Source organism: Geodermatophilus sp. URMC 64, from assembly GCF_053502555.1.
Genome location: NZ_CP199955.1, coordinates 4,704,533 through 4,724,759, shown reverse-complemented (window position 1 = coordinate 4,724,759; position 20,227 = coordinate 4,704,533). Strand labels below are relative to the sequence as shown.

Below are 20,227 nucleotides of genomic sequence, written 5' to 3'. Positions count from 1 at the left end.
GGGACGACGGCGGGGCCGGCTGCGGCGCAACCGGCCCTGGCTAAGGTCGCCGGAGTGTCGTCGTCCGCCGCTTCCCGTTCCGAGACGCTGCGCGACGCCCTCGGCCTGGGGCTGGCGGTCGGGCTCTACGGCGCCGCGTTCGGCGCGGCCGCCGTCTCCGCCGGCCTGTCCGCCTGGCAGGCCTCGGCGATGTCGCTGCTGATGTTCACCGGCGCCTCGCAGTTCGCGCTCGTCGGCGTGATCGGCGCCGGCGGCAGCGCGCTGGCGGCCGTCGGCAGCGCCCTGCTGCTGGGCACCCGCAACACCGTCTACGGCGTCCGCCTCCTGCCGCTGCTCGCCCCGCGGGGGATCCGGCGGTTCGGGACGGCGCACTGGGTCATCGACGAGACGACGGCGCTGGCCGTCGCCGCGCCCGACCGCGGGCTGGCCCGGCTGGCCTTCCTGGTCGGCGGCGGCTCGATCTTCCTGATGTGGAACGCGACGACGCTGGTGGGCGCGCTCGGTGCCGCCGCGCTCGGCGGAGCGGCCAAGGCGGCCCTCGACGCCGTCGTCCCGGCCGCCTTCCTGGCCCTGCTGTGGCCGCGGCTGCGCGCGCCGTTCCCCGAGGTCGCCGTGCAACGCCGGGTCGCTCTCGGCGGCGCGGTCGTCGCCCTCGTGCTCACCCCGTTCGTCCCGCCGGGCGTGCAGGTGATCGCGGCGGTGGTGGCGGTGGCGCTGGCCGGGCGGCCCCGGAGAACGGTCGAGGAGCAGGCATGAGCGGCGGCGTGCTGTGGACCGTCGTCCTCGCCGGGTCGCTGGGCTGCTACCTGCTCAAGCTGGCCGGCCTGTCCGTGCCCGCGGCGTGGGTGCAGCAGCCGTGGGTCACCCGCGTCGTCGACTTCGTGCCGGCCGCGCTGCTCGCCGCGCTGGTCGTCGTGCAGGCGGTCGCCTCGGGGCACGACCTGGTGGTCGACGGCCGGCTGGCCGGTCTCGCCGTCGCCGCGGTGGCGCTGGCGCTGCGGGCGCCGTTCATCGTCGTCCTCGTGCTGGCCGGGGCCACCGGCGCGCTGGTGCACGTGCTGTGGGGCGGGTGACCGGTCACCCGACCGCGCGGCGCAGGCCGGCGAGGGCCTCGGCCAGCAGCCCGGGGCGGCCGTCGCCGGCCGCGTACCCCGCCAGCAGGGCGGAGAGCCGGACGGCGAGCGCGCGGGCCCGCAGCTCCCGCTCGGCGTCGAGCCCGCCGTAGGCGTCGAGGAACGCCGCGCGGGCGGCGCCGGAGAAGGCGGCGAAGGCCAGGGCGAGGTCGAGGGCGGGATCGGCGAGGCAGACGTCGCCCCAGTCGATGACCCCGGTGGGCCGGCCGGCGCCGTCGACCAGCAGGTGGCGCACGTGCAGGTCGCCGTGGACCAGGACCGGATCGCCGCTCGGGCGGCCGAGCCGGCGGGCCTCGGTGAGCAGCTCGGGCACCGCGGGGTCGCCGGGCCAGATGCCCAGCGTGACCAGCTCCTCGAGCGCAGCGTCGGTCTGCTCGGCCCGCGCGGCGGGCTCGGCCCGGTGCATGGGGTCCACGGGGAGCACGGCGTCGATCCCGGCGCGGCTGGCGGGGTCGTGCAGCACCCGGAGGAAGCGGCCCAGCCCGACGGCGGCCGCCACCCGGTCGGCGTCGCGCAGCGCGGCATCGGCGAGCTCGGTGCCCGGGAGCAGCCGGGCGCCGGCGAACGGCCACGGCTCGTCCGGGTCGTCGTCGGCACCGACCCAGGCCGGCGTGGGAACCGGCAGCGGCAGCCGCGGCGCCACCGCGGGCAGGACGGCGAGCTCGCGGGCGAAACCCGGCAGGGCCATCGCACGGCGGGGGAAGCGGAAGACCCAGGTACCGCCGACGGCGAACACGGTGTTGTCCCAGCCCTCGCCGAGCGGGGTGACCGGGAGCCCGCGCAGCGGCGGGAAGGCGGCGCCGATGAGGGCCTCGGCACGGGCCGTGTCGACGGCGCGCTCCGGCTGCCATGCGGGCACCCGGCGACGGTACGGCGCGTCGGCGCCGCGGTCCGCCGCCGCGGGCGCGGCGCTGGTCCTCGGCTTCGGCTGGACCTGGCTGCTGTGGGCCTGGCTGCTGCTGTCGGCGAAGGCGGTGTCGGTCACCGCCGTCGCCGCGCAGTGGGCGACCCGGCGGCCGGGTCCGCTGCCGGGTGCGCTGATCGCCGCTGCGGCAGGCATCGTCCTCGGCGGTGAGGGAGCGCCGCGGCCCTGGTACTGGGTGATCGGTGCGTGGTCGGGGCCGCACCTCGTGCAGGGCGTGGTCGACGTCCTGACCGTGCTCGCGCTGATCCTGCTGCTGCCGCGGCACCGCAGCACCCGGCTGTGGCCCGCCGTCCTCTACGGCGTGCTGGCCTGACCATCCCCACCGAGATGCGCGATGTGGTGGCCATCAGGCGCTGATGACAACCACATCGCGCATCTCGGCGGAGGACTACCGAGTCCCTGGCTGACGGCCCTTCCACTCGCGGTACTCGTTGCGCATGCAGTTGCCGCACGGCCGGTAGCCGGCGGCGATCGCGGTGGCCTCGTCGGCGAAGAAGACGCGGATCTTGGCGTATCCCTTGGGCAGGGCAGCGCGTGCACTCCAGCAGTCCAATCGCCCGTAGATCCGTAGCCTCGAGTTGCCGCCGAACTCGCCGGGCGTCTCGCTGGAGTAGGGGCGGCTGTCGGCACCCACGAGGGTGTACACGGGGCGATCCTGCGGCACGCCTCAGGCCGCGTCGTGGAAGACGAGGCCGAGGGTGTGGCGGACGCCGGAGCGCACGGTGCTCACCCCGTGTCGCATCGGCGCCGTCGACCAGCCGCGGGCCGAGCGCACCGGCCGCTCCCGCGTGGTGAACACGATCCCGCAGCCCTGCCGCAGGGTCGCGGCGTACCCGCGGGACTGGGCGCGCGGGCGCTGCTCGACGGTGAGGAACTCGCCGCCGGTGTGGTCGACGCCCGGCTCGTCGAGCCCGACGACCACCTGCAGCGGGAAGACCAGGTCGCCGTAGAGGTCGCGGTGCAGAGCGTTCCAGTCGCCGGCGCCGTAGCGCAGCAGGATCGGCGTCGGCTTGGCCTGCCCGGCGTCGTGGCACCTCGCCAGCCACTCGTCGAGGGTGTCCGGCCACGGCGCCGGCCGGCCCAGCCGTGACGCCCACTCCCGAGCGATCGGCAGCAGGTGCGGGTAGAAGGCCTGGCGCAGCGCGGCCACGACGTCGGGCAGCGGGTGGTCGAAGTAGCGGTACTGGCCGCTGCCGAACCGGTAGCGGGTCATGTCGATCGTCGACCGGAACCGGCCCACGTCGTCGTAGAGCGCCGAGATCTCCCGGCACTCCTCCGGCGTCAGCACCGGCGCGGTCTGCCCACTGCCGGCCGCGTCGACCTCCGCGGTCAGGGCGGTCCAGTCGAGGGCGTCCACGCGGTCCCTCATGCCGCCGCCTCCAGGGTGAGCAGCGCGCGCTTGGCCGCGACCCCGCCCACGTAGTTGCCGAGCGCGCCGTCGCTGCGCACCACCCGGTGGCAGGGGACGACGACCGGCAGCGGGTTGGTCGCGCACGCCGTCCCGACGGCGCGGACCGCCCGCGGACTGCCCGCTGCGGCGGCCAGCGCGGCGTAGCTCGCCGTCGTCCCGTAGCCGACCTCCCGCAGCCGGGTCAGGACCGCGCGGCGGAACCCGGCCGACAGCCGCAGGTCCAGCGGCACGTCGAAGGCGGTGCGCCGGCCCGCGAAGTACTCGTCGAGCTGGCGGACGACGGGGGCGAGGCGGTCCGGGGCGCGCAGCACCCGCGGGCTGATCCGGTCGGCGAGGGACTGCAGCACGGCGTCGTGGTCCTCGGCGGCGTAGGCCACGCGCACCAGCCCCTGGCCGGTCGCGGCCAGCAGCAGCGGGCCGACGGGGGAGTCGAGGGTGGTGAAGGCGACGTCGAGCAGGCCGGCCTCGTCGGCCGCGTGCGCCAGTCGCGCGGTCAGGTGGTCCAGGGTCATCGGAGCTCTCCTCGGTAGGAGCGGCGCAGGGTGGCGACGCCGTCGGCGGCGGCGCGGCGGGCCGCCTCGGGGGTGCCGCCGACGAGGGCGGCGACCTCGGCGTAGGACAGGCCCGCGAGGTGGTGGTAGGCGACGGTCTGCCGCTGCTTGTCGGGCAGCGCGGCCAGCGCCGCCCACAGGTCCCCGTCGGAGTCGCCGGGCCGGCCGAGGGCACTCGGCGCGTCGGGCAGGTCGGCGACGGGGACGGCGCGGCGGGCGGCGGCGCGCAGCTGGTCGATCGCCTTGCGGTGGGCGATCGTCACCAGCCACGCCTCGACGTTGCTGCCCGGCGGCAGGTCGGGATAGGCCCGCAGCGCGGCGAGGAACGTCTCGGACCAGGCGTCGTCGGCGGCGTCCGGGCCGACGACGGCGCGGCAGATCCGCAGCACCGTCGGCCCGTGCCGCCGCACGACCGCCTCGAACGGCTCGAGGCGCACGTCAGAACAGCCGGTCGCCGCGCTGCTCGAGGTCGAGCAGGAACCGCTTGCGGGGCAGCCCGCCGCCGAAGCCGACCAGGCTGCCGTCGGCCCCGATCACCCGGTGGCAGGGCACCACGATCGCCAGCGGGTTGCGGCCGTTCGCCGCGCCGACCGCCTGGGCGCCGCCCGGCTCGCCGACCGCCTTGGCCACGTACCCGTAGGAGCGGGTCTCGCCGTAGGGGATCAGGGTCAGCTGCTCCCACACGGCCAGTTCGAAGTCGCTGCCCACCGGCCGCAGCGGCAGGTCGAAGGCGGTGCGCTCGCCGGCGAAGTACTCGCCGAGCTGGCCGACGACGTCGCCGAACCCCTCGTCGCTGCGCTCGCCGATCTCGGCGTCGACGAACCGCGACGGCGGGGACATGGCGAGCCGGACCAGCGCGCCGTCCTCGGCCACCAGGGTCAGCGGGCCGATCGGCGAGGGCACCACGGTGTGCGTCCTGCTCATCGTTGTGGTCTCCATGCCCGGTAGACGCTCCGGAGACCGCGATTGTGAGGTCTGGAACCGACAGTTCTCACGTGCCGGTCCAGCGGGTCTCGCCGTCGACGACCGTCCCGGTGGGGGAGAGGCCGAGCGCGCGGGCGACGCCGGCGGACGCCGCGTGGTCGGGGTGGATGTGCGCGGCGAACCGGGAGATGCCCTGACCGCGCAGCCACACCGCCGTCGCGAGCGCCGCCTCCCGCGCGTAGCCCTGGCCCTGGTGCGCGACGGCCACCACCCAGGCCAGCTCGGCGGTCCGGCCGCGCACGGTGGCCTGGACGGTGCCGACCAGCTCCCCGGTGTCGCGGCGGCGCAGCATCCAGTTGAGCCAGACCTCGCTGCCGTCGGGGGAGCGCCCGGTCACCTGCCGGGCGTAGCGCTCGCGGAGCTGTGCCTCGGTCGCCGGAGTCCCGCCGGTGAAGCGGTGCAGCCGCTCGTCGTCGAACACCCGGGCGGCCTCGGCGGCGTGCTCGACACGCAGCGGCTCGAGCTCCAGCCGTGTGGTGGACAGCCTCCCGGCCGCGGTCACGGAACGGCGTCGCGGCGCCTGCGCTCGCGCGGCTCGCCGTCGTCGGAGGCCAGCCGGGCGAGCTCGCTGCGGATGAAGTCGCGGGTGGCCAGCTCGCCGATCGCCACGCGCAGCGCGGCCAGCTCGCGCGCGAGGTACTCGGTGTCGGCGCGGGTGGTGGCCGCGCGGGCCCGGTCCTCCTCGGCCTGCACCCGGTCCCGGTCGGCCTGCCGGTTCTGCGCGAGCAGGATCAGCGGCGCGGCGTAGGCGGCTTGGGTGGAGAAAGCCAGGTTGAGCAGGATGAACGGGTAGGGGTCCCACTGCAGCCGGACGGCGAAGACGTTCAGCCCGATCCAGGCGACCACGATGATCGTCTGGACGGCGAGGAAGCTGCCGGTGCCGAGGAAGCGGGCGATCCCCTCGGCGAAGCGCCCCACCGCGTCGGGGTTGAGCCGCAGGAAGTTGCCGAACGTGCGCGCGTGACCCCGCGGGACGTCGAGCCGCCGGCCCTCAGCCACGGCGGGCCCGCTCCCGCCAGTCGTCGGGCAGCAGGTGGTCGAGGACGTCGTCCACGCTGACCGCGCCGACCAGCCGCCCCTGGTGGTCGACCACCGGCGCGGCCACCAGGTTGTAGGTGGCGAAGTAGCGGGTGACCTCGGCCAGCGGCGCCTCGGGCCGCAGCGGGTCGAGGTCGTCGAGCGCGCCGCTGACCAGGCTGGACGGCGGCTCGCGCAGCAGCCGCTGGATGTGCGCCAGGCCGACGTAGCGCCCGGTCGGCGTGGCCGACGGCGGCCGGGCGACGTAGACCTGGCTGGCCAGGGCCGGCGTGAGCTCGGGGTCGCGGACCCGCGCCAGCGCCTCGGCGATCGTCGCGTCCGGGGTGAGGATCACCGGCTCGCTGGTCATGATCCCGCCGGCGGTGTCCTCGGAGTACTTGAGCAGCTGGCGGACCGGCTCGGCCTCGTCGGGCTCCATCAGCTCGAGCAGCCGGTTGCGGTCGACGTTGGAGAGCTCGGCCAGCAGGTCGGCGGCGTCGTCCGGGTCCATCTCCTCGAGGACGTCGGCCGCGCGGCTCTCGCTGAGCGTGCCCAGGATGGTGATCTGCTCGGCCTCCGGCAGCTCCCCGAGGACGTCGGCCAGCCGCTCGTCGTCCAGCGCCTCGGCGACCTCGTGCCGGCGCTTGATCGGCAGCTCCTGCAGCGCGTGCGCGAGGTCGGCGGCGTTGAGCTCGCGGTACGTGGCGATCAGCGTCTCGGCGCCCTGGCCGCCCTGCGCCAGCGCCAGCCCGACGACCTCGTCCCAGGCCAGCTGGTGCAGCTGGCCGCGCCGGCCCAGCCGGCCGGGCTCCTGCACGGCCAGCCTGGTCAGCAGCCAGTCGCCGGTGCGGGTCTGCTCGATGCCGGCGTCGACGACGGTCGCCCTCTTGCCGGACTCGCGGATGGACACGGCCCGGTCGAGCAGCTCGCCGAGGACGAGCGTCTCGCCGCGGCGCTGCTCGAAGCGCTTCAGGTTCAGCGTCCCCGACCCGAGCAGCACCGCGCCCTGGTCGATGCCGGTGACCCGGCCCATCGGCACGAAGATGCGGCGGCGCGCGACCACCTCGACGACCAGCCCCAACACGCGGGGCGGCGCGGTGCCCACGCGGAGGGCGGCGACGACGTCGCGCACCTTGCCGACGCGGTCGCCGTTCGGGTCGAAGACGGTCAGCCCGGCGAGCCGGGACACATACGCCCTCGTCGCCGTCGTCACGGCCGAAGGCTACCGTCGGCGCCGTGAGCAGCCCGGAGTTCCTGGAGTACGAGGTCGTCGACGTGTTCGCGCCGCGGGCGTACGCCGGAAACCCCCTGGCCGTTGTCTACGACGCCGACCAGCTGACCACCGAGCAGTGCCAGGCGCTGGCCTTCGAGTTCCACCTCTCGGAGACGTCGTTCCTCATGGCGCCGACCGAGGACGGCGCGAACTCCGCCGCGGACTACAGAGTGCGGATCTTCACGCCGTTCGCCGAACTTCCCTTCGCCGGCCACCCGAGCGTCGGGGCCGCGCACACGCTCGTGCGTTCCGGTCGGCTGCCGGCGGGCACGGTCCGGCAGGAGTGCGGCGCCGGCGTCCTGCCCATCGCGGTCGACGACGACGGCGCGACCCTGACCGGCGGGCGGCCCACGCTCGAGGACGGCCCCGACCCCGGCACGCTGGCCGAGGCCATGGGCCTGTCGGCGGTGGACGCCGTCGGGCTGCCCGCGCACGTGGCCGGCTGCGGCCTGCCGTGGACCTTCCTCGCCGTGCGCCCGGAGGTCGTCGACGACGCGCGGCCCGACCCCGCGGCTCTCGGCGAGCTGGGAGTGGGGGAGGGCGTCGTGGTCTGCGCGTGGACGGCGGAGACCGCGACCTCCTACGCCCGGGCGTTCGCCCACGACCTCGAGTGGGGTGAGGACCCCGCGACGGGGTCGGCAGCCCTGGGCGCCGGGGTGTGGCTGGTGGCCACCGGCCTGGTCGCCCCCGACGGGACGTCGTCCTACGGGATCCGCCAGGGCGAGAAGCTGGGCCGCCCGTCGGTGCTCACCTGCACGGTCACCGCGAGCGCCGGCCGCGCGGAGTCCGCGACGGTGCAGGGCGCGGTGGTGCCGGTGGCGAGCGGTCGCATCCGGGTGCCTTGAGCTCGGCGGCCGACGCCTGGGCGGTCCGCCGGCCCGGTGGTCGCGAGTTCGCGCTCATGGGCGTGGCCGTCGTCGGCATCTCCCTGTCCGGCCCGCTGACCGCGCTGGTGGCCGCCCCGTTCCTCGCCATCGCCTTCTGGCGCAATGCCGCCGGCGCGGCGCTGCTGTTGCCGGTGCTGGCCACCCGGGAGCGGCGCACGCTGGCCGGGCTGCGGCCGCGGGACCTCGGCAGCTCCGTGGTGGCCGGGCTCTTCCTCGCCGGGCACTTCGCGGCCTGGCTGCCCAGCCTGTACATGACGACGGTCGCCGCCTCGATCGCGCTGGTCACCACGACGCCGATCTGGACCGCGCTGGCGGCGCGGATCAGCGGGGTGCGGCTGCCCGCGCAGGTCTGGTGGGGGCTGGTGCTGGCCGTCGTCGGTGCCGCGCTGATCGCCGGCGTGGACGTCACGGTGAGCCTCGAGGCCCTGGCCGGCGACGGCCTGGCCACCCTCGGCGCGATCTGCGCGGGCGGCTACGTGCTCGCCGGCGCGCGGGCGCGGCAGCGCCTGGCGACCTCGGCGTACACGATCACCTGCTACTCGGTCTGCGCGCTGGCGATCGCTATGGCCGCGCTGGTCGTCGGCGTGCCGCTGGCCGGGTTCTCCGCTCGCGACTGGTGGCTGATCGCCGCGATCACCGTCGTCGCGCAGATCTTCGGGCACACGCTGCTCAACCTGGTGCTGTCCTCGGTCGGGCCGACGGTGGTCAGCCTCGCCGTCCTGCTGGAGGTGCCGGGCTCGCTGATCGTCGCGCTGGTCCTGCTGCAGCAGCTGCCGCCGCTGCTCGCGCTGCCCGGGATGGCCGCCGTCGTCGTGGGGGTGGGGCTCGTGGTCCGGGCGAGCCGGCCTGCGACCCTGGTGGAGCCGGCCACCTGAGGCGTTGCTCACGCCGGCGGGGCGGTCCGGAATCGCCGTCGCTACTCTCCGGTAGCAAGAACCCGACCCAAGCGGAGGCACCGTGGCCGAGCTCCGATCCCGCCGTTCCAACCTCGCCGTCCCGGGGAGCAACCCCCGGTTCCTCGAGAAGGCCAAGGGCCTCCCGGCCGACCAGGTGTTCCTCGACCTCGAGGACGCGTGCGCGCCGCTGGCCAAGCCCGGCGCCCGCAAGAACATCGTCGCGGCGCTCAACGAGGGCGGGTGGGGCGAGAAGATCCGCGTCGTCCGGGTCAACGACTGGACGACGGAGTGGACCTACCGCGACGTCATCGAGGTCGTGGAGGGCGCCGGCGCGAACCTCGACTGCATCATGCTGCCGAAGGTCGCCGACGCCGCGCAGGTGCGGGCGCTGGACTTCCTGCTCACCCAGATCGAGAAGGCCAACGGCCTGGAGGTCGGCCGGATCGGCATCGAGGCGCAGATCGAGACGGCGCAGGGCCTGATCAACGTCAACGACATCGCGTTCGCCAGCCCGCGGATCGAGACGATCATCTTCGGCCCGGCCGACTTCATGGCGTCGATCAACATGAAGTCGCTGGTGGTGGGCGCCCTGCACCCGGACTACCCGGGCGACCCGTTCCACTACATCCTCATGCAGATCCTCATGGCCGCCCGCGCCCGCGGCGTGCAGGCGATCGACGGCCCGTTCCTGCAGGTGCGCGACGTGGACGCGTTCCGCGAGGTGGCCAAGCGCTCCGCGGTGCTCGGCTTCGACGGCAAGTGGGTGCTGCACCCCGGCCAGATCGACGCGGCGAACGAGATCTACGCGCCGTCGCAGGAGGACTACGACCACGCCGAGCTGATCCTGGACGCCTACGAGTACTACACGTCCGAGGCGGGTGGGAAGAAGGGCTCGGCGATGCTCGGCGACGAGATGATCGACGAGGCCAGCCGCAAGATGGCCCTGGTCGTCGCCGGCAAGGGCCGCGCCGCCGGCATGCAGCGCTCGTCGTCCTTCACCCCGCCCGAGGAGTAGAGGAACTGCGCTTTGTCCCGATAAGGCACCCGCGCTTCATCGGGATGAACTGCGCTCAGGGCCCGAAGGAGGACCGGGCGAGGGCGAACCAGGCGATGATCAGGACAGCGATCATCAGCACGAAGATGCCCGTGACGATGCCGCCGATGATGATCCCGGCCAGCGCCAGCCCGTCGCCCTGCTCGCCGGTGCGGCGGATCTGCTTGCGCGCGGCGATGCCCAGGGCCAGCCCGACCGGCGCGATGGTGAGCGCGCAGACGAGGGCCGCGATGGCGAGCGCGTTGGTCGGCGGGCCGTAGACGGGGTAGGGCGGCGGGCCGTACCCGGGCGGCCCGTAGGACGGCGGCGGCCCGTAGACCGGCGGTCCGGACGGCGGGCCGTAGCCAGGTCCGCTCATCGTGCTTCCTCTCTCCTCCGGCCTCAGAGGCCGATCGCGGCGGGGGGTAGTGCGGCGAGCCGCCCGGCGATGGACCGCGCCGCGCCGGCGGTCGCCGTGGGGTCCTCGCCGAGCAGCACCGACACGACGGCGCCGCGGGCCTGTGCGACCACCTGCTGCCGGGCGCCGGACGCCAGCTCGTACTCCACCACGACCGTGTCCGCCGCGAGCCCGTCGACGCGCGGGGGCGGGTCGACGATCGTGCGGTCCCCGGCGGGGCAGGCCGCGAACGCCGCCCGCAGCTCGCCGAGCGCGCCCGCCGCGTCGCCGGCCGTCCGGTAGCTGATCGCCTCGGACACCACGGCGGGCGTGCCGTCCGGGTCCACCCCGGTCACCGGGAACTTCGCCGTCCGCGCGGCCTCGCTGGGGAACGTCCCGCCGCAGATGCCGGCCAGGCTCGGGTTGCCGGCCAGGTCGCCGTCCGGGACGGGGTTGGCCTGCACCGTCCAGCCGTCCGGGAGGTCCTCGGCGCGCAGCGCGATCGACAGCGCCGCGCTCGGCGCGTCCGTCGCGTCGGCGGGGTCGGCGGCGGCCTCCGCGGAGGCCTCGGCCTCCGCCGGGGCCGGCTCCGGGGAGGTCTCGGCGGCCGATCCGGAGGTGGGCTCCGACGAGGACCCGTCGCCCGTGCAGCCGGCCAGCAGGACGGCGGCCGCGAGAAGCGTCGCCAGGCGGGCGGAGCGGGTGCTCACGCGGGCGACGGTAACGGTCCCGGGCGCCCGGACGTGACCAGGGACACCGGGAGCGGCACCGGCCGGTGGCCCATACTCACCGGTAACCCACGGACACCGGAGTCCCCGGAGGAGCCCGCATGACCCGCCTGGCGCAGACCGCCGACCTGACCGACATCCAGCAGGAGATCCTGGCGACCGTCCGCAGCTTCGTCGACAAGGAGATCATCCCGAACGCGCAGGAGCTCGAGCACGGCGACGTCTACCCGCAGGCGATCGTCGATGGGCTCAAGGAGCTGGGCATCTTCGGGCTGACCATCCCCGAGGAGTACGGCGGTCTGGGGGAGTCGCTGCTGACCTACGCGCTGGTGGTCGAGGAGATCGCCCGCGGCTGGATGAGCGTCTCGGGCGTCATCAACACCCACTTCATCGTCGCCTACATGGTGCTGCAGCACGGCACGCCGGAGCAGAAGGAGCGGCTGCTGCCGCGCATGGCCACCGGCGAGGTCCGCGGTGCCTTCTCGATGTCGGAGCCGGGGCTGGGGTCGGACGTGGCGGGGATCCGCACCAAGGCGGTCCGGCAGGCCGACGGCGGCTACGTCATCGACGGCCAGAAGATGTGGCTGACCAACGGCGGGTCCTCCACGCTGGTGGCGGCGCTGGTGCGCACCGACGAGGGCGCAGAGAAGGCCCACCAGAACCTGACCACGTTCCTCATCGAGAAGCCCGCCGGCTTCGGCGAGGTCCTCCCGGGGCTGACCATCCCCGGCAAGATCGACAAGATGGGCTACAAGGGCGTCGACACCACCGAGCTGGTCTTCGACGGCTTCGCCGTCTCCGCAGACGACATCCTCGGCGGCACGCCCGGCCGCGGCTTCGCGCAGATGATGGACGGCGTCGAGGTGGGCCGGGTCAACGTCGCCGCCCGCGCCTGCGGCATCTCCATCCGCGCGTTCGAGCTGGCGATCGCCTACGCCCAGCAGCGGGAGACCTTCGGCCGGCCGATCGCCCAGCACCAGGCGATCGCCTTCCAGCTGGCCGAGATGGCGACCAAGGTCGAGGCCGCGCACGCGATGATGGTGCGCGCCGCGCGGCTGAAGGACGCCGGCTCGCGCAACGACGTCGAGGCCGGCATGGCCAAGCTGCTGGCCAGCGAGTACTGCGCCGAGGTCACCACGCAGGCGTTCCGCATCCACGGCGGCTACGGCTACTCCAAGGAGTACGAGATCGAGCGGCTCATGCGCGAGGCGCCGTTCCTGCTCATCGGCGAGGGCACCAGCGAGATCCAGAAGACGATCATCAGCCGCGGCCTGCTCAAGGAGTACGCCCTCAAGCGGTGACCCAACCTCCCGGGCTTTCTGTACCGAAAGCCCGGGAGGTGGCGTCAGGCGGCCGGCTGGGTGAGGTCGTACATCGTGACGCCGTCGACCGTGACGGCGGTGAAGTTCTCCTCCACCCACGCGGCGATCTCCTGGCCGGAGTCGCTGCCGCCGTCGCTGCGCATCCCCACGCCGCCGCCGATGAACCAGTGGATCCGGCCGGCCTCGACGTAGGCCTGGAACTGCTCCAGCGTGGGCGAGGGGTCGCTGCCGTTGAACCCGCCGATCGGCATGACCGGCAGCTCGGTGGCCAGCTGGTAGCCGGCCGCGTTGTTCGCACCGATGGTCGCGGCCACCCAGGTGTAGGAGCCGGCGTCCTCGGCCAGGGTCGCGGCGAGCTCGTCGCTCACCGCGCCGGCGTCGAGCAGCCCGCCCATGCCGCCGGCCCTCCCGAGGCCGCCGAACCCGCCGGTGCCGGTCGTGCCGCCGGTTGGCGGGGTGGGCAGGGTGACGGTCCCGCCACCGAACGCCGGCGGGGCGCCGCCCAGGCCGCGGAACCCGCCGCCGCCCGGGACGAAGCCCGCTGCGGCCACCGACGGCCCGGCGCTGGGGATCGACCCGGTGTGCGCCGTCCCCGCCGTCTGGACGGCGTAGGCCGCGGGTCCGGCGAGCCCGGCCAGGATGCCGGTCGCGAGGACGGCGGCCACCACGGCGCGGCCCAGCCGGTCGACGGCCAGCAGCCCGAGCGCGGCCAGGACGCCGGCGACGAGCACCAGCCACTCGAGCCAGGGCAGGAAGTCCGTCGACCGGTTGAGCAGCACCCACGACCAGACGGCGGTGCCGACCAGCGCGACCGCCAGCGCGATCCGCGCCCAGAGCGCCGCACGGCGCTGCCACAGCAGCCCGCCGCCGATGCCGACCAGGGCGGCGATCGCCGGGGCCAGCGCCACCGTGTAGTAGGCGTGGAAAATGCCGGCCATCAGGCTGAACGTCAGCCCGGTGACCACCAGCCAGGTGCCCCAGGTGAGCAGCGCCGCCCGGCGGCGGTCGGTGCGCGGGGCCCGGCCGACCGCGACCAGCCCGGCGACGAGCAGGGCCAGCGCCGCGGGCAGCAGCCAGGCGATCTGCCCGCCGATCTCCGCGTCGAACAACCGGGTCAGGCCGGTCTCGCCCCAGCCGCCTCCGCCACCGACGCTGCCGGTCTCGTCCCCGGTCAGCCGGCCGAGGCCGTTGTAGCCCCAGATCAGCTCCCACACGGAGTTGGTCTGCGAGCCGCCGATGTAGGGCCGCATCGAGGCGGGGACCAGTTCGACGATCGCGACCCACCAGCCGCCGGTGATCACCAGCACGGCGCCGGCGGCCAGCAGGTGCCCGATCCGCTTGCCGAGCGTCGTCGGCGCGGCCACCAGGTAGACCAGCGCGAACCCGGGGACGACGAGCATCGCCTGCAGCGTCTTCGTCAGGAACGCCAGCCCGATCAGCGCCCCGACGGCGAGCAGCCAGCGCAGGCTCGCCTTCTCGACGGCGCGGGTCACCCCGTAGGCGGCGATCGTCATGAGCAGGACGAGCAGCGCGTCCGGGTTGTTGAACCGGAACATCAGCGCGGCCACCGGGGTCAGCGCCATGGCCGCCCCGGCGAGCAGCGCCGGGCCGTACCCGGCCACCCGGCGGACGGCGAGGTAGAGGACGGCGACCGTGGCCACGCCCATGAGCGCCTGCGGCACCAGGATCGACCACGAGGAGAGCCCGAACAGCCGCACCGACAGCGCCATCACCCAGAGCGAGGCCGGCGGCTTGTCGACGGTGATCGAGTTGGCCGCGTCGGAGGAGCCGTAGAAGAACGCCTCCCAGCTCTGCGAACCGGCCTGCACCGCCGCCGAGTAGAAGGCGTTCGCCCAGCCGGAGGCGCCGAGGTCCCACAGGTAGAGCAGGCCGGTCGCCGCGAGCAGGCCGAGCAGCGCCGGCCGCACCCAGCCCGGGTCGTCGTCCCGGCCGCGGATCAGCCGCCGCGACCGGGACGGCCGCGCCGGAGGAGCGGGCGGCGCGGGTGGCGGCGCGGTGCGTTCCGCGGCAGCGGCGGGCAGGGTGGTGGTCATCGAACGGTCTCCATCTCGAGGACGGCCAGGGCGCCGTCGGCAGGGGTGGATGCGGGGCGCGGCCGGAAGACCCAGCCGCGGAAGAGGACGAAGCGCAGCAGCGTCGCGACGGCGTTGGCGGCGACGAGCAGCAGGAGTTCCGCGGCCCGGGACGCGCCCGGTGCGACGGCGTGCAGGACGGCGAGCGAGCCGCTGGTCAGCACGAGGCCGAGGCCGAAGACGACCAGGCCCTGCGCGTGGTGCACCGCGGCGCCGGAGCCGCCGCGGATGCCGAAGGTGATCCGCCGGTTGGCGGCGGTGTTGGCGACCGCGGTCAGCAGCAGCGCGGTGAGGTTGGCCGCCTGCGCGCCGACCACGCCGCGCAGCAGCACGAAGATGCCGAGGTAGGCCAGCGTGGACAGCACGCCGATGACGGCGAAGCGCGCGAGCTGGCCAACCATGCCCGCGGGCACGCCCGGCACCGGGTCGGGCAGCGGCCCCCGCCCGATGGACGCGCGCAGCTCGGCGACCGGCAGCCGGCCGGTGGCGAACGCGCGCAGCATCCGGGCGATGCCGGCGAGGTCGGCCTTCGCCGTCCGGACGATGTCGACGCGGCTGTCCGGGTCGTCGACCCAGTCGACGGGCAGCTCGTGGATGCGCAGCCCGGACCGCTCGGCGAGCACCAGCAGCTCGGTGTCGAAGAACCAGCCGGTGTCCTCGACCAGCGGCAGCAGCCGGTGCGCCACGTCGGCCCGGATCGCCTTGAAGCCGCACTGCGCGTCGGACAGCGAGGTGGCCAGCGCCCCGCGCAGCAGCAGGTTGTAGCCGCGGCTGATCACCTCGCGCTTGAGGCCGCGGACCACCCGCGACGAGCGGGAGAGCCGGGTGCCGATCGCCAGGTCGGAGTGGCCGCTGATCAGCGGCGCGACCAGCGGCAGGAGCGCGGCGAGGTCGGTGGACAGGTCGACGTCCGTGTAGACGAGCACCGGGGCGTCGGAGGCCAGCCAGACCTCGCGCAGCGCCCGACCGCGGCCGGGCTCGAGCAGCACCCGCACCTCGACGCCGGGCAGCTCGGCGGCCACCCGCCGGGCCACGGCCAGGGTGCCGTCGGTGCTCGCGTTCTCCGCGACGGTGATCCGGAACGGCCAGGGCAGGCCGGACAGGTGGGCGTGCAGCCGGCGCAGGCACCGCTCGAGGTCGGCCTCCTCGTTGTGCACGGGGACGACGACGTCGAGGGTGGGGCGCCAGGGGAGGGGGTCCTCGGCGCGTGCGGCGGCGCTCTCCAGCAACGGTGGCATGGCGATCACCGTCGTGGGGCCAGCTGGAGCGGAGCCGGAGAGCGGCTGTGCGTTCTCTGTACACAGCGAACTCACACAGAGTGACCGGGTAGAGAGGACGGCATGCGCGCAGCCGGGGTGACCGAGTTCGGCGGGCCGGAGGCCCTGCACATCGTCGACGTGCCCGAGGAGCACGCCGGGCCGGGGCAGGTCCGGCTGCGGGTGACCGCGGCGGCGGTCAGCCCGACCGACACCCACCTGGTGAAGGGGGCCTACGCCGAGCGCGACCCGGTCAAGGAGCCGCCGTTCGTCCCGGGCATGGACGCCGCCGGGGTCCTCGACGAGATCGGCGAGGGCGTCGACCGGCCCGACCTGGAGATCGGGGCGCCGGTGATGGGCATCGTCGTCCCGACCGGGGCGCACGGTGCGTACCGGGAGAGCCTGGTGCTGCCCGCCGACTCCGTCGTCCGCTCGCCGAAGAACGCGACGGACGTCGAGGCCGCCACGCTGCCGATGAACGGCCTCACCGCCCGGTTCTCCCTCGACCTCATGGGGCTGCGGCCGGGGCAGGTGCTCGCGGTGACCGGCGCGGCGGGCGCGTACGGCGGCTACGTCGTCCAGCTGGCCAAGGCCGAGGGCCTGACCGTGGTCGCCGACGCGTCGGAGGCCGACGAGCAGCTGGTGCGCGACCTCGGTGCCGACGTCGTCGTCCGGCGGGGGGACGACGTCGCCGAGCGGATCCGCGCCGAGTTCCCCGACGGCGTGGACGGGCTGGCCGACGGCTCGGTGCAGGACGCGCTCGTGCTGCCCGCCGTCCGCGACGGGGGAGCGGTGGCGACGGTGCGCGGCTACCGCGGCGACGGGCAGCGCGACCTGCGGGTGTTCCCGACCCTGGTCCGCCGCGTGGCCCAGGACCGGGCCGCGCTGGACCGGCTGCGCCAGCAGGCCGAGGAGGGCGTGGTGACCCTGCGCGTGGCACGGACGTTCCCCGCGGCCGAGGCTGCCGAGGCGCACCGGCTGCTCGCCCGCGGCGGGATCCGTGGTCGGCTGGTGCTCACCTTCTGAGGCTGCTTGGCTGGCGGGGGAGAACGCCCGCGACCAACGGAGGTACGGACCATGGTGCATCGTGTCGTCGTCAACTACGGCAAGCCGGAGGACCCGGGGGCGTTCGACGACTACTACCGGGACACCCACACGCCGCTGGCGATGGAGATGCCCGGCCTGATCCGGCTGACCGTGGGCCGCCAGCCGCAGTCGCTGGACCCCTCCCAGGAGGCGCCCTATCTGGTCGCCGAGCTCGACTTCGAGTCGGAAGCGGCGATGGGCAAGGCGTTCGCCTCGAACGAGGGCAAGGCCACGGCCGAGGACGTCGCCAACTTCGCCACCGGTGGGGCGACGATGTACCACTTCGACGTGCACGAGGTCCAGGTCGGGCTGCCGGAGATGCCGTGAACGGGGCGCACGCCCTCATCCGCACGCTGGTCGGTGCCGGGGTCGACGTCTGCTTCGCGAACCCCGGCACCTCGGAGATGCACTTCGTCGCGGCGCTGGACGACGTCCCCGAGATGCGCGGGGTGCTGACCCTCTTCGAGGGCGTGGCCACCGGCGCCGCCGACGGCTACGCGCGGATGGCCGGGCGGCCGGCGGCGACCCTGCTGCACCTGGGGCCGGGGATGGGCAACGGCCTGGCCAACCTGCACAACGCGCGGCGCGGCCGGACGCCGATGGTCAACGTCGTCGGCGACCACGCGCGCTCGCACAAGCGGCTGGACGCGCCGCTGGAGTCCGACATCGACGCCGTCGCCGGCACCTTCTCCACCTGGGTGCACCGGTCGCTGACCCCCGCCGACGTCGGCGCGGACGCCGCCGACGCGGTGGCCGCCGCGCTCACCGCGCCCGGCGGGATCGCGACGCTGATCCTCCCGGCCGACGTCTCGTGGGAGGACGGCGCCGCCGTGGCGGAGCCGGTGCCGGTGCATCCCGCTTCCTTCCCGGCCCCCGCGGCGGTCGGTGAGGCGGCCGCGGCGCTGACGGCGGGGGAGCCGGCGGTGCTCTTCCTCGGCGGGGACGCCCTGCGGGAGGAGGGGCAGCTGGCGGCCGCGCGGATCGCCGCCGGCACCGGGGCGCGGCTGATCTGCGAGACCTTCCCGTCCCGCCTGCCGCGCGGTGCCGGGCTGCCCGACCTGCCGAAGCTGCCGTACCCGCCGGAGATGGCGATGGCCGCGCTCGCCGGGACCCGGCGCCTCGTGCTGGCCGGCGCTCCGGCACCGGTGCACTTCTTCGGCTACCCGGGGCTGCCCGGTCATCCGGTGCCGGAGGACTGCACCGTGTACGTGCTCGCGGCGCCGGGGGAGGACGCCGTCGCCGGGCTGCAGGCCCTCGCGGAGGCGATCGCCGAGGACGCGCAGCCGGAGCTGCTGGAGGCGGCGCGGCCCGAGCTGCCCACCGGCCCGCTGACGCCGCGGTCGCTGTCGGCCGTGCTCGGCGCCCTGCTGCCCGAGGGCGCGATCGTCGTGGACGAGGCGATCACGTCCGGCGTGGGGCTGGGCGAGCTGACCGCCGGCGCACCGCGGCACGACGTGCTGTCGCTGACCGGCGGGGCGATCGGCGACGGGCTGCCGATGGCCGCGGGGGCGGCGGTGGCCGCCCCCGGCCGGCCGGTGATCGGCGTGCAGGCCGACGGCAGCGCGATGTACACGATCTCGGCGCTGTGGACCTACGCCCGCGAGCAGCTCGACGTCACCACCGTCGTCTGCGACAACGGCTCCTACGCGATCCTCGAGAACGAGCTCTCCCGGGTCGGGGCGGCCGGCGACGGCAAGCGGGCCGCCCAGCTGCTGGACCTCGGCGGCCCCGATCTGGACTTCGTGGCGCTGGCGCAGGGCATGGGCGTGCCGGCCACCCGGGCGGAGACCTCGGAGGAGCTCGCCGACCAGCTGCGGCGGGCGCTCGCCGAGCCGGGGCCGCACCTGATCGACGCCGTCCTGCCCCGGAGGTAGCTCGCGCCGTCGCCATGCTTGTTCTCTACCTAGGGGGCTAGGTAGAGTACGACCATGGACGCCGAGCCCCGGATGACCATCCCGACGCAGCTGGTGCTCGAGGCGCTGCTGCGCTACCCGGAGCAGGAGCTCTACGGCCTCGAGATCGGCGAGCGGGCGGGCCTGCGCAGCGGCACCGTGCACCCGATCCTCGCCCGGCTGGAGGGCATCGGCTGGCTCACCTCCAGGTGGGAGGACATCGACCCGCAGGCCGAGGGCCGCCCGCCGCGCCGCTACTACCGGTTCACCGCCGACGGCCTGCTCGCCGCGCGGACGGCGCTGGCCAGGGCCCACTACCCGTCGGCGGTGCGGCAGCTGCGTCCGCAGGCGGGGGAGGCGTGAGGTGGCCCCGCCCGGCACCGCGCCCGTCCGCCCACCGACCGCGGCGGCGCGTCTGGCGGTCGAGACCGTCGCGCGGTTCCTGCCGACCCCCGCCGACCGGAGGCGCTACCAGGCCGAGTTCGTCGCGGAGCTCTACGGCCTGCCGGTGGGTCGCCAGCTCCGCTACGCCGCCGGCGTGCTCGCCCGGGCCCACGCGCTGCGCAGCACGCTGGGCGCCGCTGTCCGTCTGCCGGTGGTCCCCGGGTCGGCGGACCCGCCCTGGCGCAGGTTCCTCTGCCGGCACCTGCACTGGCACCACTGGCGCACCTTCGCCACGACGGACGGCCGGCGATACCTCGCCTGCGCCGTCTGCGCGAAGGAGAAGCCCGATCCACCCCACTGGCTGGCCGGCGCGGCCGGCTGACCGGTTCCGTCCATCCTCCAGGAGGGCCGCCATGGCTCCGACCACCTCACCCTGGCGCTCGTTCCGCTGTCACGTCCTGCGCCTGCACTACTGGCGGACGACGAGCAACCCCGATGGCGAGCGCTACCGGGCGTGCGCCGTCTGCGAGCGGGAGCGCACCAGCAGCTTCGCGCCGCCCCTCGGTCTCTGATCCCCACTTCCCCGGAGGAGGTGCAGATGTCGTCGTTCGGACGACGCTTCCGCTGCCGCGTGCTGCGGATGCACGACTGGCGGCTGCACAGCACCGAGGACGGCGCGCGCTACCGCTCCTGCTCGGTGTGCGGCAAGGACGACGCGGGCCGGATGGGGCCCGACAACGCGATCGGGGCGTAGCCGCGGTCAGCGGCGCGGCGCCTCGCGGGGGTGCAGCAGGCGCTCCATCTGCGCGGCGACCTGCTGCTTCTCCTTGCGCTCGCTGCGCTTCTCCTTGAGCGACTTGCCCGACTTCTTCGCGGAGTGGGCGTCGTGGGGCGACTTGTCGGCCATGGCTCTCGCTCCCTCGCGGAGGGCCGGAACGGCTCCGGTGGCGGGCACGCTA

Annotated in this window: 28 protein-coding genes; 14 read left to right on the top strand and 14 right to left on the bottom strand. The window is 75.0% G+C overall.

The window, feature by feature from the left end:
• The first annotated feature begins 54 nt into the window (after positions 1-54).
• Both ACWIYF_RS23120 and ACWIYF_RS23115 read left to right on the top strand, forming a co-directional pair.
• Positions 55-756 (top strand): AzlC family ABC transporter permease, encoded by a 702-nt coding sequence (locus ACWIYF_RS23120; protein ID WP_448625161.1) that lies wholly within the window; start codon positions 55-57, stop codon positions 754-756.
• Positions 753-1,073, top strand: a complete 321-nt coding sequence (locus ACWIYF_RS23115) for an AzlD domain-containing protein (protein WP_448625160.1) — start codon at positions 753-755, stop codon at positions 1,071-1,073. Before ACWIYF_RS23120 ends, ACWIYF_RS23115 begins: the two co-directional genes overlap by 4 nt.
• Positions 1,074-1,077: 4 nt before the next feature.
• Here ACWIYF_RS23115 and ACWIYF_RS23110 read toward each other — a convergent pair whose 3' ends face one another.
• On the bottom strand, positions 1,078-1,992 hold the full coding sequence (locus tag ACWIYF_RS23110) for a phosphotransferase (protein ID WP_448625159.1): 915 nt from the start codon (positions 1,990-1,992) through the stop codon (positions 1,078-1,080).
• On the opposite strand from ACWIYF_RS23110, the gene ACWIYF_RS23105 reads away from it, so the two are divergent.
• Positions 1,958-2,371: a hypothetical protein gene (locus tag ACWIYF_RS23105; RefSeq protein WP_448625158.1), complete on the top strand. Its 414-nt coding sequence runs from the start codon at positions 1,958-1,960 to the stop codon at positions 2,369-2,371. The two genes, ACWIYF_RS23110 and ACWIYF_RS23105, sit on opposite strands and share 35 nt — an antisense overlap.
• Before the next feature lie 75 nt (positions 2,372-2,446).
• Here the strand turns inward: ACWIYF_RS23105 and ACWIYF_RS23100 are convergent, their stop codons facing one another.
• The 8 genes from ACWIYF_RS23100 to ACWIYF_RS23065 form a co-directional block, all read right to left on the bottom strand.
• Complete coding sequence (locus ACWIYF_RS23100) at positions 2,447-2,704, bottom strand: Ada metal-binding domain-containing protein (RefSeq protein ID WP_448625157.1); 258 nt, start codon at positions 2,702-2,704, stop codon at positions 2,447-2,449.
• A 21-nt stretch (positions 2,705-2,725) separates the two neighbouring features.
• Positions 2,726-3,427, bottom strand: coding sequence for a 2OG-Fe(II) oxygenase (locus tag ACWIYF_RS23095; protein WP_448625156.1), 702 nt, complete (start codon positions 3,425-3,427; stop codon positions 2,726-2,728).
• On the bottom strand, positions 3,424-3,981 hold the full coding sequence (locus ACWIYF_RS23090) for a methylated-DNA--[protein]-cysteine S-methyltransferase (RefSeq protein ID WP_448625155.1): 558 nt from the start codon (positions 3,979-3,981) through the stop codon (positions 3,424-3,426). Before ACWIYF_RS23090 ends, ACWIYF_RS23095 begins: the two co-directional genes overlap by 4 nt.
• Entirely contained in the window at positions 3,978-4,457 is a 480-nt protein-coding gene (locus ACWIYF_RS23085; RefSeq protein ID WP_448625154.1) for an RNA polymerase sigma factor, read from the bottom strand. The genes ACWIYF_RS23090 and ACWIYF_RS23085 overlap by 4 nt, the downstream gene beginning before the upstream one ends.
• Position 4,458: 1 nt before the next feature.
• Positions 4,459-4,944: a methylated-DNA--[protein]-cysteine S-methyltransferase gene (locus ACWIYF_RS23080; protein ID WP_448625153.1), complete on the bottom strand. Its 486-nt coding sequence runs from the start codon at positions 4,942-4,944 to the stop codon at positions 4,459-4,461.
• Positions 4,945-5,011: 67 nt separating this feature from the next.
• On the bottom strand, positions 5,012-5,506 hold the full coding sequence (locus tag ACWIYF_RS23075) for a GNAT family N-acetyltransferase (protein WP_448625152.1): 495 nt from the start codon (positions 5,504-5,506) through the stop codon (positions 5,012-5,014).
• Positions 5,503-6,003, bottom strand: a complete 501-nt coding sequence (locus ACWIYF_RS23070) for a DUF1003 domain-containing protein (RefSeq protein ID WP_448625151.1) — start codon at positions 6,001-6,003, stop codon at positions 5,503-5,505. Before ACWIYF_RS23070 ends, ACWIYF_RS23075 begins: the two co-directional genes overlap by 4 nt.
• A complete protein-coding gene (locus ACWIYF_RS23065) occupies positions 5,996-7,234 on the bottom strand; it encodes a magnesium transporter MgtE N-terminal domain-containing protein (protein ID WP_448625150.1) in 1,239 nt (412 codons plus the stop codon). The genes ACWIYF_RS23070 and ACWIYF_RS23065 overlap by 8 nt, the downstream gene beginning before the upstream one ends.
• A gap of 23 nt (positions 7,235-7,257) precedes the next feature.
• On the opposite strand from ACWIYF_RS23065, the gene ACWIYF_RS23060 reads away from it, so the two are divergent.
• The 3 genes from ACWIYF_RS23060 to ACWIYF_RS23050 all read left to right on the top strand — a co-directional run bounded on the left by ACWIYF_RS23060 (position 7,258) and on the right by ACWIYF_RS23050 (position 10,092).
• On the top strand, positions 7,258-8,139 hold the full coding sequence (locus ACWIYF_RS23060; RefSeq protein WP_448625149.1) for a PhzF family phenazine biosynthesis protein: 882 nt from the start codon (positions 7,258-7,260) through the stop codon (positions 8,137-8,139).
• Entirely contained in the window at positions 8,136-9,056 is a 921-nt protein-coding gene (locus ACWIYF_RS23055; protein WP_448625148.1) for a DMT family transporter, read from the top strand. Before ACWIYF_RS23060 ends, ACWIYF_RS23055 begins: the two co-directional genes overlap by 4 nt.
• Before the next feature lie 82 nt (positions 9,057-9,138).
• Positions 9,139-10,092, top strand: coding sequence for an HpcH/HpaI aldolase/citrate lyase family protein (locus ACWIYF_RS23050; RefSeq protein ID WP_448625147.1), 954 nt, complete (start codon positions 9,139-9,141; stop codon positions 10,090-10,092).
• Positions 10,093-10,147: 55 nt separating this feature from the next.
• Here ACWIYF_RS23050 and ACWIYF_RS23045 read toward each other — a convergent pair whose 3' ends face one another.
• Positions 10,148-10,489, bottom strand: a complete 342-nt coding sequence (locus ACWIYF_RS23045) for a DUF4190 domain-containing protein (protein ID WP_448625146.1) — start codon at positions 10,487-10,489, stop codon at positions 10,148-10,150.
• 23 nt (positions 10,490-10,512) lie between these two features.
• Entirely contained in the window at positions 10,513-11,217 is a 705-nt protein-coding gene (locus ACWIYF_RS23040) for a hypothetical protein (protein ID WP_448625145.1), read from the bottom strand.
• A 119-nt stretch (positions 11,218-11,336) separates the two neighbouring features.
• Between ACWIYF_RS23040 and ACWIYF_RS23035 the strand changes: the two genes are divergently transcribed.
• Positions 11,337-12,536: an acyl-CoA dehydrogenase family protein gene (locus tag ACWIYF_RS23035; RefSeq protein WP_448625144.1), complete on the top strand. Its 1,200-nt coding sequence runs from the start codon at positions 11,337-11,339 to the stop codon at positions 12,534-12,536.
• A gap of 44 nt (positions 12,537-12,580) precedes the next feature.
• Here ACWIYF_RS23035 and ACWIYF_RS23030 read toward each other — a convergent pair whose 3' ends face one another.
• Together ACWIYF_RS23030 and ACWIYF_RS23025 are read right to left on the bottom strand one after the other, a co-directional pair.
• Positions 12,581-14,611, bottom strand: a complete 2,031-nt coding sequence (locus tag ACWIYF_RS23030) for a glycosyltransferase family 39 protein (RefSeq protein ID WP_448625143.1) — start codon at positions 14,609-14,611, stop codon at positions 12,581-12,583.
• Positions 14,608-15,888, bottom strand: a complete 1,281-nt coding sequence (locus ACWIYF_RS23025; RefSeq protein WP_448625142.1) for a glycosyltransferase — start codon at positions 15,886-15,888, stop codon at positions 14,608-14,610. The genes ACWIYF_RS23030 and ACWIYF_RS23025 overlap by 4 nt, the downstream gene beginning before the upstream one ends.
• 102 nt (positions 15,889-15,990) lie before the next feature.
• Here ACWIYF_RS23025 and ACWIYF_RS23020 point away from each other — a divergent pair, with 102 nt between their 5' ends.
• The 7 genes from ACWIYF_RS23020 to ACWIYF_RS22990 are packed head-to-tail and all read left to right on the top strand — an operon-like array spanning position 15,991 to position 20,022.
• Positions 15,991-16,932, top strand: a complete 942-nt coding sequence (locus ACWIYF_RS23020) for an NADP-dependent oxidoreductase (protein WP_448625141.1) — start codon at positions 15,991-15,993, stop codon at positions 16,930-16,932.
• Between the two features lie 51 nt (positions 16,933-16,983).
• Complete coding sequence (locus ACWIYF_RS23015) at positions 16,984-17,319, top strand: EthD family reductase (protein WP_448625140.1); 336 nt, start codon at positions 16,984-16,986, stop codon at positions 17,317-17,319.
• Positions 17,316-18,866 carry an acetolactate synthase large subunit gene (locus tag ACWIYF_RS23010; RefSeq protein ID WP_448625139.1) on the top strand — a complete coding sequence of 517 codons (1,551 nt, stop codon included), beginning with the start codon at positions 17,316-17,318 and terminating at the stop codon, positions 18,864-18,866. The genes ACWIYF_RS23015 and ACWIYF_RS23010 overlap by 4 nt, the downstream gene beginning before the upstream one ends.
• 54 nt (positions 18,867-18,920) lie before the next feature.
• The gene (locus ACWIYF_RS23005) at positions 18,921-19,247 is read left to right on the top strand and encodes a PadR family transcriptional regulator (protein ID WP_448625138.1); all 327 of its coding nucleotides are present in this window, start codon (positions 18,921-18,923) and stop codon (positions 19,245-19,247) included.
• A 1-nt stretch (position 19,248) separates the two neighbouring features.
• The gene (locus ACWIYF_RS23000) at positions 19,249-19,650 is read left to right on the top strand and encodes a hypothetical protein (protein WP_448625137.1); all 402 of its coding nucleotides are present in this window, start codon (positions 19,249-19,251) and stop codon (positions 19,648-19,650) included.
• Between the two features lie 31 nt (positions 19,651-19,681).
• Positions 19,682-19,840 (top strand): hypothetical protein, encoded by a 159-nt coding sequence (locus tag ACWIYF_RS22995; protein ID WP_448625136.1) that lies wholly within the window; start codon positions 19,682-19,684, stop codon positions 19,838-19,840.
• Positions 19,841-19,866: 26 nt separating this feature from the next.
• Entirely contained in the window at positions 19,867-20,022 is a 156-nt protein-coding gene (locus ACWIYF_RS22990) for a hypothetical protein (protein WP_448625135.1), read from the top strand.
• Between the two features lie 6 nt (positions 20,023-20,028).
• Here ACWIYF_RS22990 and ACWIYF_RS22985 read toward each other — a convergent pair whose 3' ends face one another.
• A complete protein-coding gene (locus tag ACWIYF_RS22985; protein ID WP_448625134.1) occupies positions 20,029-20,175 on the bottom strand; it encodes a hypothetical protein in 147 nt (48 codons plus the stop codon).
• Positions 20,176-20,227: the final 52 nt, after the last annotated feature.